This window comes from Streptomyces sp. NBC_00012, assembly GCF_045040875.1.
Taxonomy (GTDB): domain Bacteria; phylum Actinomycetota; class Actinomycetes; order Streptomycetales; family Streptomycetaceae; genus Streptomyces.
Window position 1 is genome coordinate 7,151,690 of record NZ_CP108309.1, and the last position, 15,407, is coordinate 7,167,096.

Here is a 15,407-nt window from a genome sequence, read left to right on the forward strand (position 1 = left end):
CAGTTCCAGGCGCGAGCATGAGGAGCACCGTTGAGCAGGTTGCGCTGGCTGACCGCGGGGGAGTCGCACGGCCCCGCACTCGTGGCGACGCTGGAGGGTCTTCCCGCCGGTGTCCCGATCACCACGGAGATGGTGGCGGACGCACTGGCCCGGCGGCGGCTCGGTTATGGCCGCGGTGCGCGGATGAAGTTCGAGAAGGACGAGGTCACCTTCCTCGGCGGGGTGCGCCACGGTCTCACCATGGGCTCCCCGGTCGCCGTGATGGTGGGCAACACCGAGTGGCCCAAGTGGGAGCAGGTCATGTCGGCCGACCCGGTCGACCCCGAGGAGCTGGCCGCGCTGGCCCGCAATGCCCCGCTGACCCGTCCGAGGCCCGGCCACGCCGACCTCGCAGGCATGCAGAAGTACGGATTCGACGAGGCCCGGCCGATTCTGGAGCGCGCCAGCGCCCGGGAGACGGCGGCCCGCGTCGCGCTCGGCGCCGTAGCCCGGTCGTACCTCAAGGAGACCGCCGGCATCGAGATCGTCAGCCACGTCGTCGAGCTGGCTGCGGCCAAGGCGCCGTACGGCGTCTACCCGACGCCCGCCGACGTCGAGAAGCTCGACGCCGACCCGGTGCGCTGCCTGGACGCCGACGCGAGCAAGGAAATGGTCGCGGAGATCGACCAGGCCCACAAGGACGGCGACACCCTCGGCGGCGTCGTCGAGGTGCTGGCGTACGGGGTGCCCGTCGGCCTCGGCTCGCACGTCCACTGGGACCGCCGTCTCGACGCCCGGCTCGCCGCGGCCCTCATGGGCATCCAGGCCATCAAGGGGGTCGAGGTCGGTGACGGCTTCGACCTGGCGCGGGTCCCCGGCTCCAAGGCGCACGACGAGATCCTGGTCACCGAGGACGGCATCAAGCGCGCCTCCGGCCGCTCCGGCGGCACCGAGGGCGGTCTGACCACCGGCGAGCTGCTGCGGGTCCGTGCCGCGATGAAGCCCATCGCGACCGTGCCGCGCGCGCTCGCCACCGTCGACGTCGTCACCGGAGAGCCGGCCAAGGCCCACCACCAGCGCTCCGATGTCTGTGCCGTTCCGGCCGCGGGCATCGTCGCCGAGGCGATGGTCGCCCTGGTCCTGGCCGACGCCGTCGCGGAGAAGTTCGGCGGCGACAGCGTCGCCGAGACCCACCGCAACGTGCAGTCGTACCTCGACCACCTCCAGATCCGATGAGCGGCCCGCTGATCGTCCTCGTCGGCCCGATGGGAGTCGGCAAGTCCACGGTCGGTGAGCTGCTCGCCGACCGGCTCGGCACCACCTACCGGGACACCGACGCGGACGTCGTGGCCACGGCCGGCAAGCCGATCCCGGAGATCTTCTACGACGAGGGCGAGGAGCACTTCCGCGAGCTGGAGCGGCGCGCGGTGCACATTGCGGTCTCCGAGCACACGGGCGTCCTCTCCCTCGGCGGCGGCGCGGTGCTCGACGCGACGACGCGCGCGCTGCTCGCCGGCCGCCCCGTCGTCTATCTCTCGATGGACGTGGAGGAGGCCGTCAGGCGGGTCGGGCTGAACACCGCGCGCCCGCTGCTCGCCGTCAACCCGCGTCGTCAGTGGCGCGAGCTGATGGACGCCCGCCGCCACCTGTACACCGAGGTGGCCCGGGCGACCGTCGCCACCGACGAGCGGACCCCCGAAGAGGTCGCCCAGGCGGTCCTCGACGCACTGGAACTGCCGGAGCGCACGGGCGACCCCGTCACCCCCGGCCGGGAGAACACACGTATGACCGAGCAGGGCCCCACCCGTATCCCGATCGCAGGCAGCGCGGGCACCGACCCGTACGAGGTGCTGGTCGGCCGGCAACTGCTGGGCGAGCTGCCCGCGCTCATCGGCGACCGTGCCAAGCGCGTCGCGGTGCTGCACCCCGAGGCGCTCGCCGAGACCGGCGAGGCGGTCCGTCAGGACCTCGCCGGCCAGGGCTACGAGGCCATCGCGATCCAGCTGCCCAACGCGGAGGAGGCCAAGACCGTCGAGGTCGCGGCCTACTGCTGGAAGGCGCTGGGCCAGACCGGCTTCACCCGCACCGATGTCATCGTCGGCATCGGTGGCGGCGCCACCACGGACGTCGCGGGCTTCGTCGCCGCCTCCTGGCTGCGCGGGGTGCGCTGGGTCGCCGTACCGACGACCGTGCTCGGCATGGTCGACGCGGCCGTCGGCGGCAAGACCGGCATCAACACCGCCGAGGGCAAGAACCTCGTCGGCGCCTTCCACCCGCCGGCCGGGGTCCTCTGTGACCTCGCGGCGCTGGACTCGCTGCCCGTGAACGACTACGTCAGCGGCATGGCCGAGGTCATCAAGGCCGGTTTCATCGCCGACCCGGTCATCCTCGACCTCGTCGAGGCGGACCCGGAAGGCGCCCGGACGCCGACCGGACCGCACACCGCCGAGCTGGTCGAACGAGCCATCAGGGTCAAGGCCGAGGTCGTCTCCGGTGACCTGAAGGAATCCGGGCTGCGGGAGATCCTCAACTACGGCCACACCCTGGCCCACGCCATCGAGAAGAACGAGCGCTACAAGTGGCGGCACGGCGCGGCCGTCTCGGTCGGCATGGTCTTCGCCGCCGAGCTGGGCCGGCTGGCCGGCCGCCTCGACGACGCCACCGCCGAGCGGCACCGCGCCGTCCTGGAGTCCGTCGGACTGCCGCTCACCTACCGCAGCGACCAGTGGCCCAAGCTGCTGGAGAACATGAAGGTCGACAAGAAGTCCCGCGGCGACCTGCTGCGCTTCATCGTCCTGGACGGCCTCGGCAAGCCCACCGTCCTGGAGGGCCCCGACCCGGCCGTGCTGCTGGCCGCCTACGGGGAGGTGTCGGCGTGACCCGCCGGGTACTCGTCCTCAACGGCCCGAACCTCGGCCGGCTCGGCTCCCGCGAGCCCGATGTGTACGGTGCCACGTCCTACGCCGGACTCGTCGACACCTGCCAGGCGCTCGGCAAGGAGCTCGGCTTCGACGTCGACGTCCGAGAGACCAACGACGAGGGCGAGCTGATCCGCTGGCTCCACGAGGCCGCGGACGGTTCAATTCCGGTCGTTCTCAACCCGGGTGCCTTCACCCACTACTCGTACGGGATGCGGGACGCGGCGGCCCAGCGCACCGCCCCGCTGATCGAGGTGCACATCTCGAACCCGTACGCGCGGGAGGAATTCCGGCACAACTCCGTGGTCGCGCCGGTCGCCACGGGGACCGTGGCCGGATTCGGCATCGGCTCCTACCGCCTCGCCCTGCGCGCCCTCGCGGACGAGCTGGCCGGCTGACGGACCGGTTTCCCGGCCATCCGGGCACTGTTGCGCGTCCCCGGCCGTTGTCCCAGCGGCGGCCGGGGACGGTACGGTTGCCGTTCCACCAGCGCCAGTTGCCTGTACGAGACGGAGTGGCACCGGATGCAGCACGCAGTGGGGGCCCCGCTGCCGCCGCCCCAAGGACCCGGAAGCGGACCTGTCGGCTGGTCGCACCAGGCCCAGCACCCCGGCCACCCCGGTCCGCCGGGGCCGCCGCCCATCACCCCGCCCGCGCCGGGCGGGTGGAGCGGGCCCGCCCCGCACCACGCCCCGGGTCCGCCCGCCAGGGAGACCACGGGACACGTCCAGCTGCCGCCCGGCGGCCCGGTCCCGCTTCCCGCGCCGGCCGCAGAGCCCGGCACCGGCAGCGCGACCCTCGCGGTCCTCCTGATCGGCCCCGCGGGCGCCGGCAAGACCACCGTGGCCAAGCTCTGGGCCAGCCGCCGCCGGGTGCCCACCGCCCATGTCAGCCTCGATGACGTCCGTGAATGGGTCTGCTCCGGTTTCGCCGACCCGCAGGCCGGGTGGAACGACCACTCCGAGGCCCAGTACCGCCTGGCCCGCCGTACCTGCGGCTTCGCCGCCCGCAACTTCCTCGCCAACGGCATCTCCTGCATCCTCGACGACGCCGTCTTCCCCGACCGGCCGGTCGTCGGACTCGGCGGCTGGAAGCGCCACGTCGGCCCCGGACTCCTGCCCGTCGTCCTGCTGCCCGGCCTGGAGATCGTGCTGGAGCGCAACGCCGCCCGCAGCGGGAACCGCCGCCTCTCGGACGAGGAGGTCGCCAGGATTCATGGCCGGATGGCCGGCTGGTACGGCTCCGGCCTGCCGATCATCGACAACTCGACGTACGACGTGGAGACCACCGCCCGCGTTCTGGACGACATACTCGCCCGCTCCATAGCCAGCCCGCCCACCTGGTGAACCGTCACCGGGCACTGCTCCAGTTGCGCGGCCGCCTCCCCGGTCGGGTGCGCTGACCGAGCAGGCCCGCGCCACCGCTCGTAGGCTCGTGACATGTCAGAGGTGTACGCCGTCCGCCGCGGGCTGCTTCGCGACCGGTGCGCCGCCGTCGGATCCGCGGCCGCTCTGGTCTCCCGCCCCGCCAACGTCCGCTATCTCGCGGGCGGCGCGCCCCCGGGCGCCGTGCTGCTGCTCGGACCCGGCGGGGACGTCCTGATCTCGCCCCGGGCCACGGGCGGCGACCCGGCCGACGGGCGCACCGACGATCAGCTGCGGGTCTCCCTGCTGCCCCCCTCCGACGGCGATCCGGCGGTCGCGGCCGCCGATCTGGCCGGTTCCTCGGGCGCGGATTCGCTGGCTGTCGAGGAGCACCATCTGACGGTGGCCCGCCACCGGGCCATGGGCTCGGTCGCCCCGCGGCTGCGGCTGGCCGATCTCGGGGCCACCGTCGAGCAGCTGCGGGTGGTCAAGGACGAGGAGGAGATCGCCTGCCTGCGGATCGCCGCCGAGATCACCGACCAGGCCCTGGGCGAACTCCTCGAATCCATTCTGGTGGGCCGCACCGAACGGCATCTCGCCCTGGAGCTGGAGCGCCGTCTGGTGGACCACGGCGCCGACGGCCCCGCCTTCGCCACCTCCGTCGCCACCGGCCCGAACTCGGGGCAGGGCCGCCACCGCCCCTCGGACCGGCGGGTGGAGGAAGGAGATTTCCTCTCCGTCTGCCTCGGTGCCAACTATCGCGGCTACCGCTGCGAGATCGGCCGAACGTTCGTCATCGGGACGGCGCCCGCCGACTGGCAGATCGAGCTCTACGACCTGGTTTTCGCCGCTCAGCGGGCCGGGCGCGAGGCCCTCGTACCGGGCGCCGCCTACCGCGACGTGGACCGCGCGGCCCGGTATCTCCTGGACTCGGCGGGGCACGGCGGGGGCCTGGCGCCCTGGACCGGGCACGGGGTGGGACTGGAAATCGACGAGGACCCGCAGTTGGCACCTGCGGCCATGGGTAAACTGGACGCTTGTGTGCCGGTCACCGTCGAACCGGGGGTCCACCTCCCGGGCCGGGGCGGAGTCCGGATCGATGACACGCTCGTCGTGCGCCCCGAGGCGGACGGCGGACCCGAGCTACTCACCATTACGACCAAGGAGCTGCTCGCGCTCTAGCGCGCATCCTCGGTCGTTCCACCAGCTTCAGTCCAGGAGATTCCGCAACCGTGGCTTCCACGAACGACCTCAAGAACGGCCTGGTGCTCAAGCTCGACGGAGGCCAGCTCTGGTCCGTCGTCGAGTTCCAGCACGTCAAGCCCGGCAAGGGCCCGGCCTTCGTGCGCACCAAGCTCAAGAACGTGCTCTCCGGCAAGGTCGTCGACAAGACGTTCAACGCCGGTGTGAAGGTCGAGACGGCCACCATCGACCGTCGCGACATGCAGTTCTCGTACATGGACGGCGAGTACTTCGTCTTCATGGACATGGACACCTACGACCAGCTCATGGTCGACCGCAAGGCCGTCGGCAGCGCCGCCAACTTCCTGATCGAGGGCTTCACCGCCTCCGTGGCGCAGCACGAGGGCGAGGTGCTCTACGTCGAGCTCCCGGCCGCCGTCGAGCTCGTCATCCAGGAGACCGAGCCGGGCGTCCAGGGCGACCGCTCCACCGGTGGCACCAAGCCCGCCACCCTGGAGACCGGCTACCAGATCCAGGTGCCGCTCTTCATCACCACCGGTGAGAAGGTCAAGGTCGACACCCGCACCAGCGACTACCTCGGCCGGGTGAACAGCTAACCGTGGCTGCCCGGAACAAGGCCCGCAAGCGCGCCTTCCAGATCCTCTTCGAGGCCGACCAGCGCGGCGAGTCCGTGCAGACGGTCCTCGCGGACTGGGTGCGGCACTCGCGGGCCGACAACCGTCAGCCGCCGGTCACCGAGTACACGATGGAGCTCGTCGAGGGGTACGCGCAGTACGCGGACCGGATCGACGACCTCATCGTGACCTACGCGGTGGACTGGGAGATCGACCGCATGCCGGTCGTCGACCGGAACATCCTGCGGCTCGGTGCCTACGAGCTGATCTGGGTGGACGGCACCCCGGACGCAGTGGTGATCGACGAGGCGGTCCAGCTCGCCAAGGAGTTCTCCACCGACGACTCCCCGTCCTTCGTGAACGGGCTGCTGGCCCGCTTCAAGGACCTCAAGCCGAACCTCCGCCGGGAGCAGTAGCCGGCGGCGTTCAGCCAACGAAGGGCCCACGGTCGAGCGATCGTGGGCCCTTCGGCGTGCGGTGGCCCGTCACGCGCGGGCCACCGCACACGCACCTCACGCACGAAAAAGCCGTGTCGGCGCGAGCACCCGTTGGGGTGAACCGCGCCGACACGGCGGTACGTTTCTTCAGTGGGGCGTCAGCAGTGGGGCGTCAGCCCTCTTCGTGGGCCACGGCGCGACGCGCGTCCGCGTCCAGCACACCCCAGCTGATCAGCTGCTCCGTGAGCACGGACGGCGACTGGTCGTAGATCACGGCCAGTGTGCGCAGGTCGTCCTGGCGGATCGAGAGCACCTTGCCGTTGTAGTCACCGCGCTGGCTCTGGATCGTCGCCGCGTAGCGCTGCAGCGGACCGGCCTTCTCCGGCGGGACGTGGGCGAGACGCTCCAGGTCCAGGACGAGCTTCGGCGGCGGCTCGGCGGCACCGCCGGGCGTCGTACCGGGCAGGAGCTCCTGGACCGGAACCCCGTAGAAGTCCGCGAGCTCAGCGAGGCGCTGTACGGTCACGGCACGGTCGCCGCGCTCGTACGAACCGACCACCACGGCCTTCCAGCGGCCCTGGGACTTCTCCTCCACGCCATGGAGGGAGAGGCCCTGCTGGGTGCGGATGGCACGGAGTTTGGCCCCGAGCTGTTTTGCGTATTCGCTGGACATAAGGCTCCCCGGACGCTGGGACATTTCGCGGCTCCGCCGCGTTGCTGGTAACTCACTGTGAGGTTACGCAGCGTTACTTGGATGCGTCAAGCCGAATGGTCCGGACCGGCACCCCCCAGGGGTGGGGGCGGGGGCCGGCGCAAGCCCTGGTAACGTGGTTGACGCAATTTCGACGTCCTTTAAGGTCCGTCCCGTGAGACGGAGAAGGAGGTCCGTTTCTTATGGACGCACAGCACGAAGCCACCGGCAATGCGGCACGCCCCGTTCTGGAGGCTCCCGACATCGCCCGGGTACTGACCCGGATCGCCCACGAGATCGTCGAACGCGCCAAGGGTGCCGACGACGTGGTCCTCCTCGGCATCCCGACGCGAGGCGTGTTCCTCGCCCGCCGGCTCGCCGAGAAGCTCGAAGAGATCACCGGCGGAAAGATGCCGGTCGGCTCCCTCGACATCACCATGTACCGCGACGACCTGCGGCTGCGCCCGGCGCGCGCCCTGGCCCGCACCGACATCCCCGGCGAGGGCATCGAGGGCCGCCTGGTCGTGCTCGTCGACGACGTCCTCTTCTCGGGACGCACGATCCGCGCCGCCCTCGACGCTCTGGGCGACATCGGCCGGCCCCGCGCGGTGCAGCTCGCGGTCCTCGTCGACCGCGGTCACCGCGAACTCCCGATCCGCGCCGACTACGTCGGCAAGAACCTCCCCACGTCGCTGCGGGAGACGGTCAAGGTCCAGCTCGCCGAGGAGGACGGCCGGGACGCCGTGCTGCTCGGTGTCGAGCGGACCGCCGCGACGGGCGAGCAGTAGCCCCTCCACACCCGTACGGCGTACCACGAGCCCGTACGGCTGCTTCCGCACGCCCGCATGCCTGAATCCTCCAGCCACCCGGAGAACACCCAGATGAAGCGCCACCTCATCTCGGCCGCCGATCTCACCCGCGACGACGCCGTCCTGATCCTCGACACCGCCGAGGAGATGGCCAGGGTCGCGGACCGGCCGATCAAGAAGCTCCCCACCCTGCGCGGCCGTACCGTCGTCAACCTCTTCTTCGAGGACTCGACGCGCACCCGCATCTCCTTCGAGGCCGCCGCCAAGCGCCTCTCCGCCGACGTCATCAACTTCTCCGCGAAGGGATCGTCCGTCTCCAAGGGCGAGTCGCTCAAGGACACCGCGCTGACCCTGGAGGCGATGGGTGCCGACGCCGTCGTCATCCGGCACGGCGCCTCCGGCGCCCCGTACCGCCTCGCCACCTCCGGCTGGATCGACGGCGCCGTCGTCAACGCCGGTGACGGCACCCACGAGCACCCCACCCAGGCCCTCCTGGACGCCTTCACGATGCGCCGCCGCCTGGTCGGTACCGACAGCGGTCTCGGCCGGGACCTCGAAGGCCGCCGGATCACCATCGTCGGCGACATCCTGCACAGCCGGGTGGCCCGCTCCAACGTCCACCTGCTGAACACGCTCGGCGCGCACGTCACCCTGGTGGCCCCGCCGACCCTCGTCCCGGTCGGCGTCGAGCGGTGGCCGTGCGACATCAGCTACAGCCTCGACGAGGTGCTGCCGAAGTCCGACGCGGTGATGATGCTGCGTGTGCAGCGTGAACGGATGAACGCCGCGTACTTCCCGACCGAGCGCGAGTACTCCCGCCGCTACGGCCTCGACGCCGACCGCATGGCGCGGATGCCCGGGCACGCCATCGTCATGCACCCCGGCCCGATGGTGCGCGGCATGGAGATCACCGCCGAGGTCGCCGACTCCGACCGGTGCACGGTCGTCGAGCAGGTCGCCAACGGTGTCTCGATCCGCATGGCCGTCCTGTACCTGCTGCTGGGCGGGTACGAATCCGCCGCCCCCGCCGCCCCGTCCCGTACCGAGGAGAACAAGTAACCATGAGCAAGATCCTTATCCGCGGCGCGAAGGTCCTCGGCGGCGAACCCCAGGACGTCCTGATCGACGGCGAGACCATCGCCGAGGTCGGCACCGGCATCGAGGCCGGCGACGCGACCGTCGTCGAGGCCGCGGGACAGATCCTCCTGCCCGGCCTGGTCGACCTCCACACCCACCTGCGCGAGCCCGGCCGCGAGGACTCCGAGACCGTCCTCACCGGCACCAAGGCCGCGGCCGTCGGCGGCTTCACCGCCGTGCACGCCATGGCCAACACCTTCCCGGTCGCCGACACCGCCGGTGTCGTCGAGCAGGTCTGGCGGCTCGGCAAGGAGTCCGGCTACTGCGACGTGCAGCCGATCGGCGCCGTCACCGTCGGCCTGGAGGGCAAGAAGCTCGCCGAGCTCGGCGCCATGCACGATTCGGCCGCCGGGGTGAAGGTCTTCTCCGACGACGGCAAGTGCGTCGACGACGCGGTGATCATGCGCCGCGCGCTGGAGTACGTGAAGGCCTTCGACGGCGTCGTCGCCCAGCACGCCCAGGAGCCGCGCCTCACCGAGGGCGCCCAGATGAACGAGGGCGTCGTCTCCGCCGAACTCGGTCTCGGCGGCTGGCCCGCCGTCGCCGAGGAGTCGATCATCGCCCGCGACGTGCTGCTCGCCGCCCACGTCGGCTCCCGGGTGCACATCTGCCACCTGTCGACCGCCGGCTCCGTCGAGATCGTCCGCTGGGCCAAGTCCAAGGGCTGGAACGTCACCGCCGAGGTCACCCCGCACCACCTGCTCCTCACCGACGAGCTCGTACGGTCCTACGACCCGGTCTACAAGGTGAACCCGCCGCTGCGCACCGAGGCCGACGTCATGGCCCTGCGCGAGGCGCTCGCCGACGGCACCATCGACTGCGTCGCCACCGACCACGCCCCGCACCCGCACGAGGACAAGGACTGCGAGTGGGCCGCCGCCGCCATGGGCATGGTGGGCCTGGAGACCGCGCTCTGCGTCGTCCAGCAGACGATGGTCGAGACCGGGCTGATCGACTGGGCGGGTGTCGCCGACCGGATGTCGTTCCGCCCGGCCGCCATCGGACGGCTCGACGGACACGGCCGGCCCGTCTCGGCGGGCGAACCCGCCAACCTCACCCTGGTCGATCCGGCTTACCGTGGTGTCGTGGACCCCGCGGGCTTCGCCTCCCGCAGCCGCAACACTCCGTACGAGGGGCGCGAGCTGCCGGGCCGAGTCACCCACACCTTCCTGCGGGGCCGTGCCACGGTCGTCGACGGGAAACTCGCGTGACATCACTCACCCCCCTGTACCAGCTCGCCGCCGACCGGAAGTCGGCCGAGGTGACCGACTGGTCCGCCCGGATCAGCTGGGTCATCGGACTGATCGTCCTCATCGCCTTCGTCTACTGGCTGATGCGCCAGGGATGGAAGTGGCGGGGCAGCCTCCAGTCCGGCCTGCCGGAGCTCGCCGCCACCCCGGAGGGGTTCGCGGACGGCGAGAAGCTGCTCACACTGACCGGCCGGTACCACGCCTCGACCACCGCCGGGCAGTGGCTCGACCGGATCGTCGCCCATGGCCTCGGCACCCGCAGCCGCGTCGAGCTCACCCTGACCGAACAGGGCCTCGACGTCGTACGGCCCGGGGCCGCCGACTTCTTCGTGCCGGCCGCAGCCTTGCGCGAGGCCCGGCTCGACAAGGGCATCGCCGGCAAGGTCCTCCCCGAGGGCGGCCTGCTGATCATCACCTGGGCGCACGGCGACAAGCTGATCGACTCCGGATTCCGCTCCGACCGCTCCGCCGAACATCCGGCCTGGGTCGAGGCCATCGACCAACTCACCAGCACTACGGAAGGCACCGCACGATGACGATCTCCACCCGGGGAGCCGCGAAAGCTCCCGCCGTACTCGTCCTGGAGGACGGCCGCGCCTTCCGCGGCCGCGCCTACGGGGCCGTGGGGGAGACCTTCGGCGAGGCGGTTTTCTCCACCGGCATGACCGGCTACCAGGAGACGCTGACCGACCCCTCGTACCACCGCCAGGTCGTCGTGATGACCGCCCCGCACGTCGGGAACACCGGGGTGAACGACGAGGACCCGGAGTCCGGACGGATCTGGGTCTCCGGCTACGTCGTCCGTGACCCCGCCCGGGTCCCCTCCAACTGGCGCTCGCAGCGCTCGCTCGACGAGGAGCTGGAGCGCCAGGGCGTCGTCGGCATCAGCGGCATCGACACCCGCGCGCTCACCCGCCACCTGCGCGAGCGCGGCGCCATGCGCGTCGGCATCTTCTCCGGTGACGCCGTAGCCGACGAGGCCACGCTGCTGGCCCGGGTCCTGCGGGCCCCCGAGATGGTCGGCGCCGACCTTTCCGCCGAGGTCGCCACCAAGGAGACGTACGTCGTCCCCGCGATCGGCACCAAGAAGTTCACCGTCGCCGCGATCGACCTCGGCATCAAGGGCATGACCCCGCACCGGATGGCCGAACGCGGCATCGAGGTGCACGTGCTGCCCGCCACCGCCACCCTGGAAGACGTGTACGCGGTGCAGCCCGACGGCGTGTTCTTCTCCAACGGCCCCGGCGACCCGGCCACCGCCGACCACCCGGTCTCCGTCATGCAGGGCGTCCTGGAGCGCAAGACCCCGCTCTTCGGCATCTGCTTCGGCAACCAGATCCTGGGCCGCGCACTCGGCTTCGGCACCTACAAGCTGAAGTACGGCCACCGCGGCATCAACCAGCCCGTGCAGGACCGCACGACCGGCAAGGTCGAGGTCACCGCGCACAACCACGGCTTCGCCGTCGACGCCCCGCTCGACAAGGTGTCCGACACCAAGTTCGGCCGCGCCGAGGTCTCCCACGTCTGCCTGAACGACCAGGTCGTCGAGGGGCTCCAGCTCCTCGACCAGCCGGCCTTCAGCGTCCAGTACCACCCCGAAGCAGCCGCCGGCCCGCACGACGCCGCGTACCTCTTCGACCGTTTCGTCTCCCTGATGGAGGGCCAGCGTGCCTAAGCGCTCCGATATCCAGTCCGTCCTGGTCATCGGCTCCGGCCCGATCGTCATCGGCCAGGCCGCCGAGTTCGACTACTCCGGGACCCAGGCCTGCCGTGTCCTCAAGGCCGAGGGCCTGCGCGTCATCCTGGTGAACTCCAACCCGGCGACGATCATGACCGACCCGGAGATCGCCGACGCCACGTACGTCGAGCCGATCACCCCCGAGTTCGTCGAGAAGATCATCGCCAAGGAGCGCCCCGACGCGCTGCTGCCCACCCTGGGCGGCCAGACCGCGCTCAACACCGCGATCTCCATGCACGAGAACGGTGTCCTGGAGAAGTACGGCGTCGAGCTCATCGGCGCCAACGTCGAGGCCATCAACAAGGGCGAGGACCGCGACCTCTTCAAGGGCGTCGTCGAGGCCGTCAAGGCGAAGATCGGCTACGGCGAGTCCGCCCGCTCGGTCATCTGCCACTCCATGGACGACGTCCTCAAGGGCGTCGAGACGCTCGGCGGCTACCCCGTCGTCGTCCGCCCCTCCTTCACCATGGGCGGCGCCGGCTCCGGCTTCGCCCACGACGAGGACGAGCTGCGCCGCATCGCCGGACAGGGCCTCACGCTCTCGCCGACCACCGAGGTGCTCCTGGAGGAGTCCATCCTCGGCTGGAAGGAGTACGAGCTGGAGCTGATGCGCGACAAGAACGACAACGTCGTGGTCGTCTGCTCCATCGAGAACTTCGACCCGATGGGCGTCCACACCGGTGACTCGATCACCGTCGCCCCGGCGATGACGCTCACCGACCGCGAGTACCAGCGGCTGCGCGACATCGGCATCGCGATCATCCGCGAGGTCGGCGTCGACACCGGCGGCTGCAACATCCAGTTCGCCATCGACCCGACCGACGGCCGGGTCATCGTGATCGAGATGAACCCGCGCGTCTCCCGCTCCTCCGCGCTCGCCTCGAAGGCCACCGGCTTCCCGATCGCCAAGATCGCCGCCAAGCTGGCCGTCGGCTACACGCTCGACGAGATCCCCAACGACATCACCGAGAAGACACCGGCCTCCTTCGAGCCGACCCTCGACTACGTCGTCGTCAAGGCCCCGCGGTTCGCCTTCGAGAAGTTCCCCTCGGCCGACTCCACCCTCACCACCACCATGAAGTCGGTGGGCGAGGCCATGGCGATCGGCCGGAACTTCACCGAGGCGCTCCAGAAGGCGCTCCGCTCCCTGGAGAAGAAGGGCTCGCAGTTCTCCTTCGTCGGTGAGCCCGGCGACAAGGCCGAACTGCTGGCCGAGGCGGTCCGCCCGACCGACGGCCGGATCAACACCGTCATGCAGGCGATCAGGGCCGGCGCCACCCAGGAAGAGGTCTTCGACGCCACGAGGATCGACCCCTGGTTCGTCGACCAGCTCTTCCTGATCAAGGAGATCGCCGACGAGCTCGCCGCCGCCGACGAGCTGGGCCCCGAACTGCTCGCCGAGGCCAAGCGGCACGGCTTCTCCGACGCGCAGATCGCCGAGATCCGCAGCCTGCGCGAGGACGTGGTGCGCGAGGTGCGGCACGCGCTGGGCATCCGCCCGGTCTACAAGACGGTCGACACCTGCGCCGCCGAGTTCGCCGCGAAGACGCCGTACTTCTACTCCTCCTACGACGAGGAGAACGAGGTCGCGTCCCGCACCAAGCCAGCGGTGATCATCCTCGGCTCCGGCCCCAACCGCATCGGCCAGGGCATCGAGTTCGACTACTCCTGCGTCCACGCCTCCTTCGCGCTGAGCGACGCGGGCTACGAGACCGTGATGGTCAACTGCAACCCGGAGACCGTCTCCACCGACTACGACACCTCCGACCGCCTGTACTTCGAGCCGCTGACGCTGGAAGACGTGCTGGAGATCGTGCACGCGGAGACCCTCGCCGGGCCGGTCGCCGGTGTCATCGTCCAGCTCGGCGGCCAGACCCCGCTGGGCCTGTCGCAGGCGCTCAAGGACAACGGCGTGCCGGTCGTCGGCACGTCCCCGGAGGCCATCCACGCAGCCGAGGACCGCGGCGCCTTCGGCCGCGTCCTGGCCGAGGCCGGGCTCCCGGCCCCGAAGCACGGCACGGCCACCACCTTCGACGAGGCCAAGGCCATCGCCGACGAGATCGGCTACCCCGTCCTCGTCCGCCCCAGCTACGTGCTCGGCGGCCGCGGCATGGAGATCGTGTACGACGAGGCGCGGCTCTCCTCGTACATCGCCGAGTCCACCGAGATCAGCCCCACCCGGCCGGTCCTGGTCGACCGCTTCCTCGACGACGCCATCGAGATCGACGTCGACGCGCTCTACGACGGCACCGAGCTCTACCTCGGCGGCGTCATGGAGCACATCGAGGAGGCCGGCATCCACTCCGGCGACTCCGCCTGCGCGCTGCCCCCGATCACGCTCGGCGGCTACGACATCAAGCGGCTGCGGGCCTCCACCGAGGGCATCGCCAAGGGCGTCGGCGTACGCGGACTGATCAACATCCAGTTCGCGCTCTCCGGCGACATCCTCTACGTCCTGGAGGCCAACCCGCGCGCCTCCCGCACCGTCCCCTTCACCTCGAAGGCGACCGCGGTCCCGCTCGCCAAGGCCGCCGCCCGCATCTCGCTGGGCGCGACCGTCGCAGAGCTGCGCGCCGAGGGCCTGCTCCCGGCCAGCGGCGACGGTGGCACCCTGCCGCTCGACGCGCCGATCTCCGTCAAGGAGGCCGTCATGCCGTGGTCGCGCTTCCGCGACATCCACGGCCGCGGCGTCGACACCGTCCTCGGCCCGGAGATGCGCTCCACCGGTGAGGTCATGGGCATCGACTCGGTCTTCGGCACGGCGTACGCCAAGTCGCAGGCCGGAGCGTACGGACCGCTGCCCACCAAGGGCCGCGCCTTCATCTCGGTCGCCAACCGGGACAAGCGCTCGATGATCTTCCCGGCGCGCGAACTCGTCGCCCACGGCTTCGAGCTGCTCGCCACCTCCGGCACCGCCGAGGTCCTCAAGCGCAACGGCATCAACGCCACGGTCGTGCGCAAGCAGTCCGAGGGCGTGGGCCCGCAGGGCGAGAAGACCATCGTCCAGCTGATCCACGACGGCGAGGTCGACCTCATCGTCAACACGCCGTACGGAACGGGCGGCCGCCTCGACGGCTACGAGATCCGTACCGCGGCCGTGGCCCGGTCCGTGCCGTGCCTGACGACGGTCCAGGCGCTCGCCGCCGCCGTCCAGGGCATCGACGCACTGACCCACGGGGGCGTCGGCGTCCGTTCCCTCCAGGAACACGCCGAGCATCTGACCGCGGCCCGCGACTAGCAGCCGACAGGGGGACACCGGAAACGGTG

At 70.9% G+C, this 15,407-nt stretch carries 14 protein-coding genes; 13 read left to right on the plus strand and 1 reads right to left on the minus strand.

Translation table 11 applies throughout. The features are described from left to right. Window positions 1–30 precede the first annotated feature (30 nt). The 7 genes from aroC (at window position 31) to nusB (ending at window position 6,494) form a co-directional block, all read left to right on the plus strand. The gene (gene aroC, locus OHA19_RS32750; protein WP_405710744.1) at window positions 31–1,215 is read left to right on the plus strand and encodes a chorismate synthase; all 1,185 of its coding nucleotides are present in this window, start codon (window positions 31–33) and stop codon (window positions 1,213–1,215) included. Continuing rightward, window positions 1,212–2,858 (plus strand): 3-dehydroquinate synthase, encoded by a 1,647-nt coding sequence (gene aroB, locus OHA19_RS32755; protein WP_405710743.1) that lies wholly within the window; start codon window positions 1,212–1,214, stop codon window positions 2,856–2,858. Before aroC ends, aroB begins: the two co-directional genes overlap by 4 nt. After that, window positions 2,855–3,295, plus strand: a complete 441-nt coding sequence (gene aroQ, locus OHA19_RS32760; protein ID WP_405710741.1) for a type II 3-dehydroquinate dehydratase — start codon at window positions 2,855–2,857, stop codon at window positions 3,293–3,295. Before aroB ends, aroQ begins: the two co-directional genes overlap by 4 nt. 126 nt (window positions 3,296–3,421) lie before the next feature. Next, window positions 3,422–4,243 carry a Pro-rich N-terminal domain-containing protein gene (locus OHA19_RS32765; RefSeq protein ID WP_405710739.1) on the plus strand — a complete coding sequence of 274 codons (822 nt, stop codon included), beginning with the start codon at window positions 3,422–3,424 and terminating at the stop codon, window positions 4,241–4,243. A 93-nt stretch (window positions 4,244–4,336) separates the two neighbouring features. Next, window positions 4,337–5,443 (plus strand): aminopeptidase P family protein, encoded by a 1,107-nt coding sequence (locus tag OHA19_RS32770; protein WP_405710737.1) that lies wholly within the window; start codon window positions 4,337–4,339, stop codon window positions 5,441–5,443. Window positions 5,444–5,493: 50 nt separating this feature from the next. Further along, entirely contained in the window at window positions 5,494–6,060 is a 567-nt protein-coding gene (gene efp / locus OHA19_RS32775; protein WP_405710735.1) for an elongation factor P, read from the plus strand. A 2-nt stretch (window positions 6,061–6,062) separates the two neighbouring features. Further along, the gene (gene nusB / locus OHA19_RS32780; protein ID WP_072484538.1) at window positions 6,063–6,494 is read left to right on the plus strand and encodes a transcription antitermination factor NusB; all 432 of its coding nucleotides are present in this window, start codon (window positions 6,063–6,065) and stop codon (window positions 6,492–6,494) included. 193 nt (window positions 6,495–6,687) lie between these two features. Here the strand turns inward: nusB and bldD are convergent, their stop codons facing one another. Then, on the minus strand, window positions 6,688–7,188 hold the full coding sequence (gene bldD, locus OHA19_RS32785) for a transcriptional regulator BldD (RefSeq protein WP_014044812.1): 501 nt from the start codon (window positions 7,186–7,188) through the stop codon (window positions 6,688–6,690). Window positions 7,189–7,409: 221 nt separating this feature from the next. On the opposite strand from bldD, the gene pyrR reads away from it, so the two are divergent. The 6 genes from pyrR (at window position 7,410) to carB (ending at window position 15,378) form a co-directional block, all read left to right on the plus strand. Continuing rightward, a complete protein-coding gene (pyrR, locus tag OHA19_RS32790; RefSeq protein WP_405710733.1) occupies window positions 7,410–7,994 on the plus strand; it encodes a bifunctional pyr operon transcriptional regulator/uracil phosphoribosyltransferase PyrR in 585 nt (194 codons plus the stop codon). Window positions 7,995–8,087: 93 nt separating this feature from the next. Then, on the plus strand, window positions 8,088–9,074 hold the full coding sequence (locus OHA19_RS32795; RefSeq protein WP_405721273.1) for an aspartate carbamoyltransferase catalytic subunit: 987 nt from the start codon (window positions 8,088–8,090) through the stop codon (window positions 9,072–9,074). Between the two features lie 2 nt (window positions 9,075–9,076). Continuing rightward, window positions 9,077–10,363 (plus strand): dihydroorotase, encoded by a 1,287-nt coding sequence (locus OHA19_RS32800; protein WP_405752517.1) that lies wholly within the window; start codon window positions 9,077–9,079, stop codon window positions 10,361–10,363. Continuing rightward, complete coding sequence (locus OHA19_RS32805) at window positions 10,360–10,938, plus strand: hypothetical protein (protein ID WP_405710730.1); 579 nt, start codon at window positions 10,360–10,362, stop codon at window positions 10,936–10,938. The genes OHA19_RS32800 and OHA19_RS32805 overlap by 4 nt, the downstream gene beginning before the upstream one ends. Continuing rightward, a complete protein-coding gene (gene carA, locus OHA19_RS32810) occupies window positions 10,935–12,077 on the plus strand; it encodes a glutamine-hydrolyzing carbamoyl-phosphate synthase small subunit (protein ID WP_405710728.1) in 1,143 nt (380 codons plus the stop codon). Before OHA19_RS32805 ends, carA begins: the two co-directional genes overlap by 4 nt. After that, on the plus strand, window positions 12,070–15,378 hold the full coding sequence (carB, locus tag OHA19_RS32815) for a carbamoyl-phosphate synthase large subunit (RefSeq protein ID WP_405710727.1): 3,309 nt from the start codon (window positions 12,070–12,072) through the stop codon (window positions 15,376–15,378). The genes carA and carB overlap by 8 nt, the downstream gene beginning before the upstream one ends. Window positions 15,379–15,407 lie beyond the last annotated feature (29 nt).

What these genes read in the sequence shown, in the direction of transcription:
- aroB (WP_405710743.1), top strand. Translation starts at nt 1,212, where the DNA reads ATGAGCGGCCCGCTGATCGTCCTCGTCGGCCCGATGGGAGTCGGCAAG.
- OHA19_RS32765 (WP_405710739.1), top strand. Translation starts at nt 3,422, where the DNA reads ATGCAGCACGCAGTGGGGGCCCCGCTGCCGCCGCCCCAAGGACCCGGA.
- OHA19_RS32770 (WP_405710737.1), top strand. Translation starts at nt 4,337, where the DNA reads ATGTCAGAGGTGTACGCCGTCCGCCGCGGGCTGCTTCGCGACCGGTGC.
- bldD (WP_014044812.1), bottom strand. Translation starts at nt 7,188, where the DNA reads ATGTCCAGCGAATACGCAAAACAGCTCGGGGCCAAACTCCGTGCCATC.
- pyrR (WP_405710733.1), top strand. Translation starts at nt 7,410, where the DNA reads ATGGACGCACAGCACGAAGCCACCGGCAATGCGGCACGCCCCGTTCTG.
- OHA19_RS32795 (WP_405721273.1), top strand. Translation starts at nt 8,088, where the DNA reads ATGAAGCGCCACCTCATCTCGGCCGCCGATCTCACCCGCGACGACGCC.
- OHA19_RS32800 (WP_405752517.1), top strand. Translation starts at nt 9,077, where the DNA reads ATGAGCAAGATCCTTATCCGCGGCGCGAAGGTCCTCGGCGGCGAACCC.
- carA (WP_405710728.1), top strand. Translation starts at nt 10,935, where the DNA reads ATGACGATCTCCACCCGGGGAGCCGCGAAAGCTCCCGCCGTACTCGTC.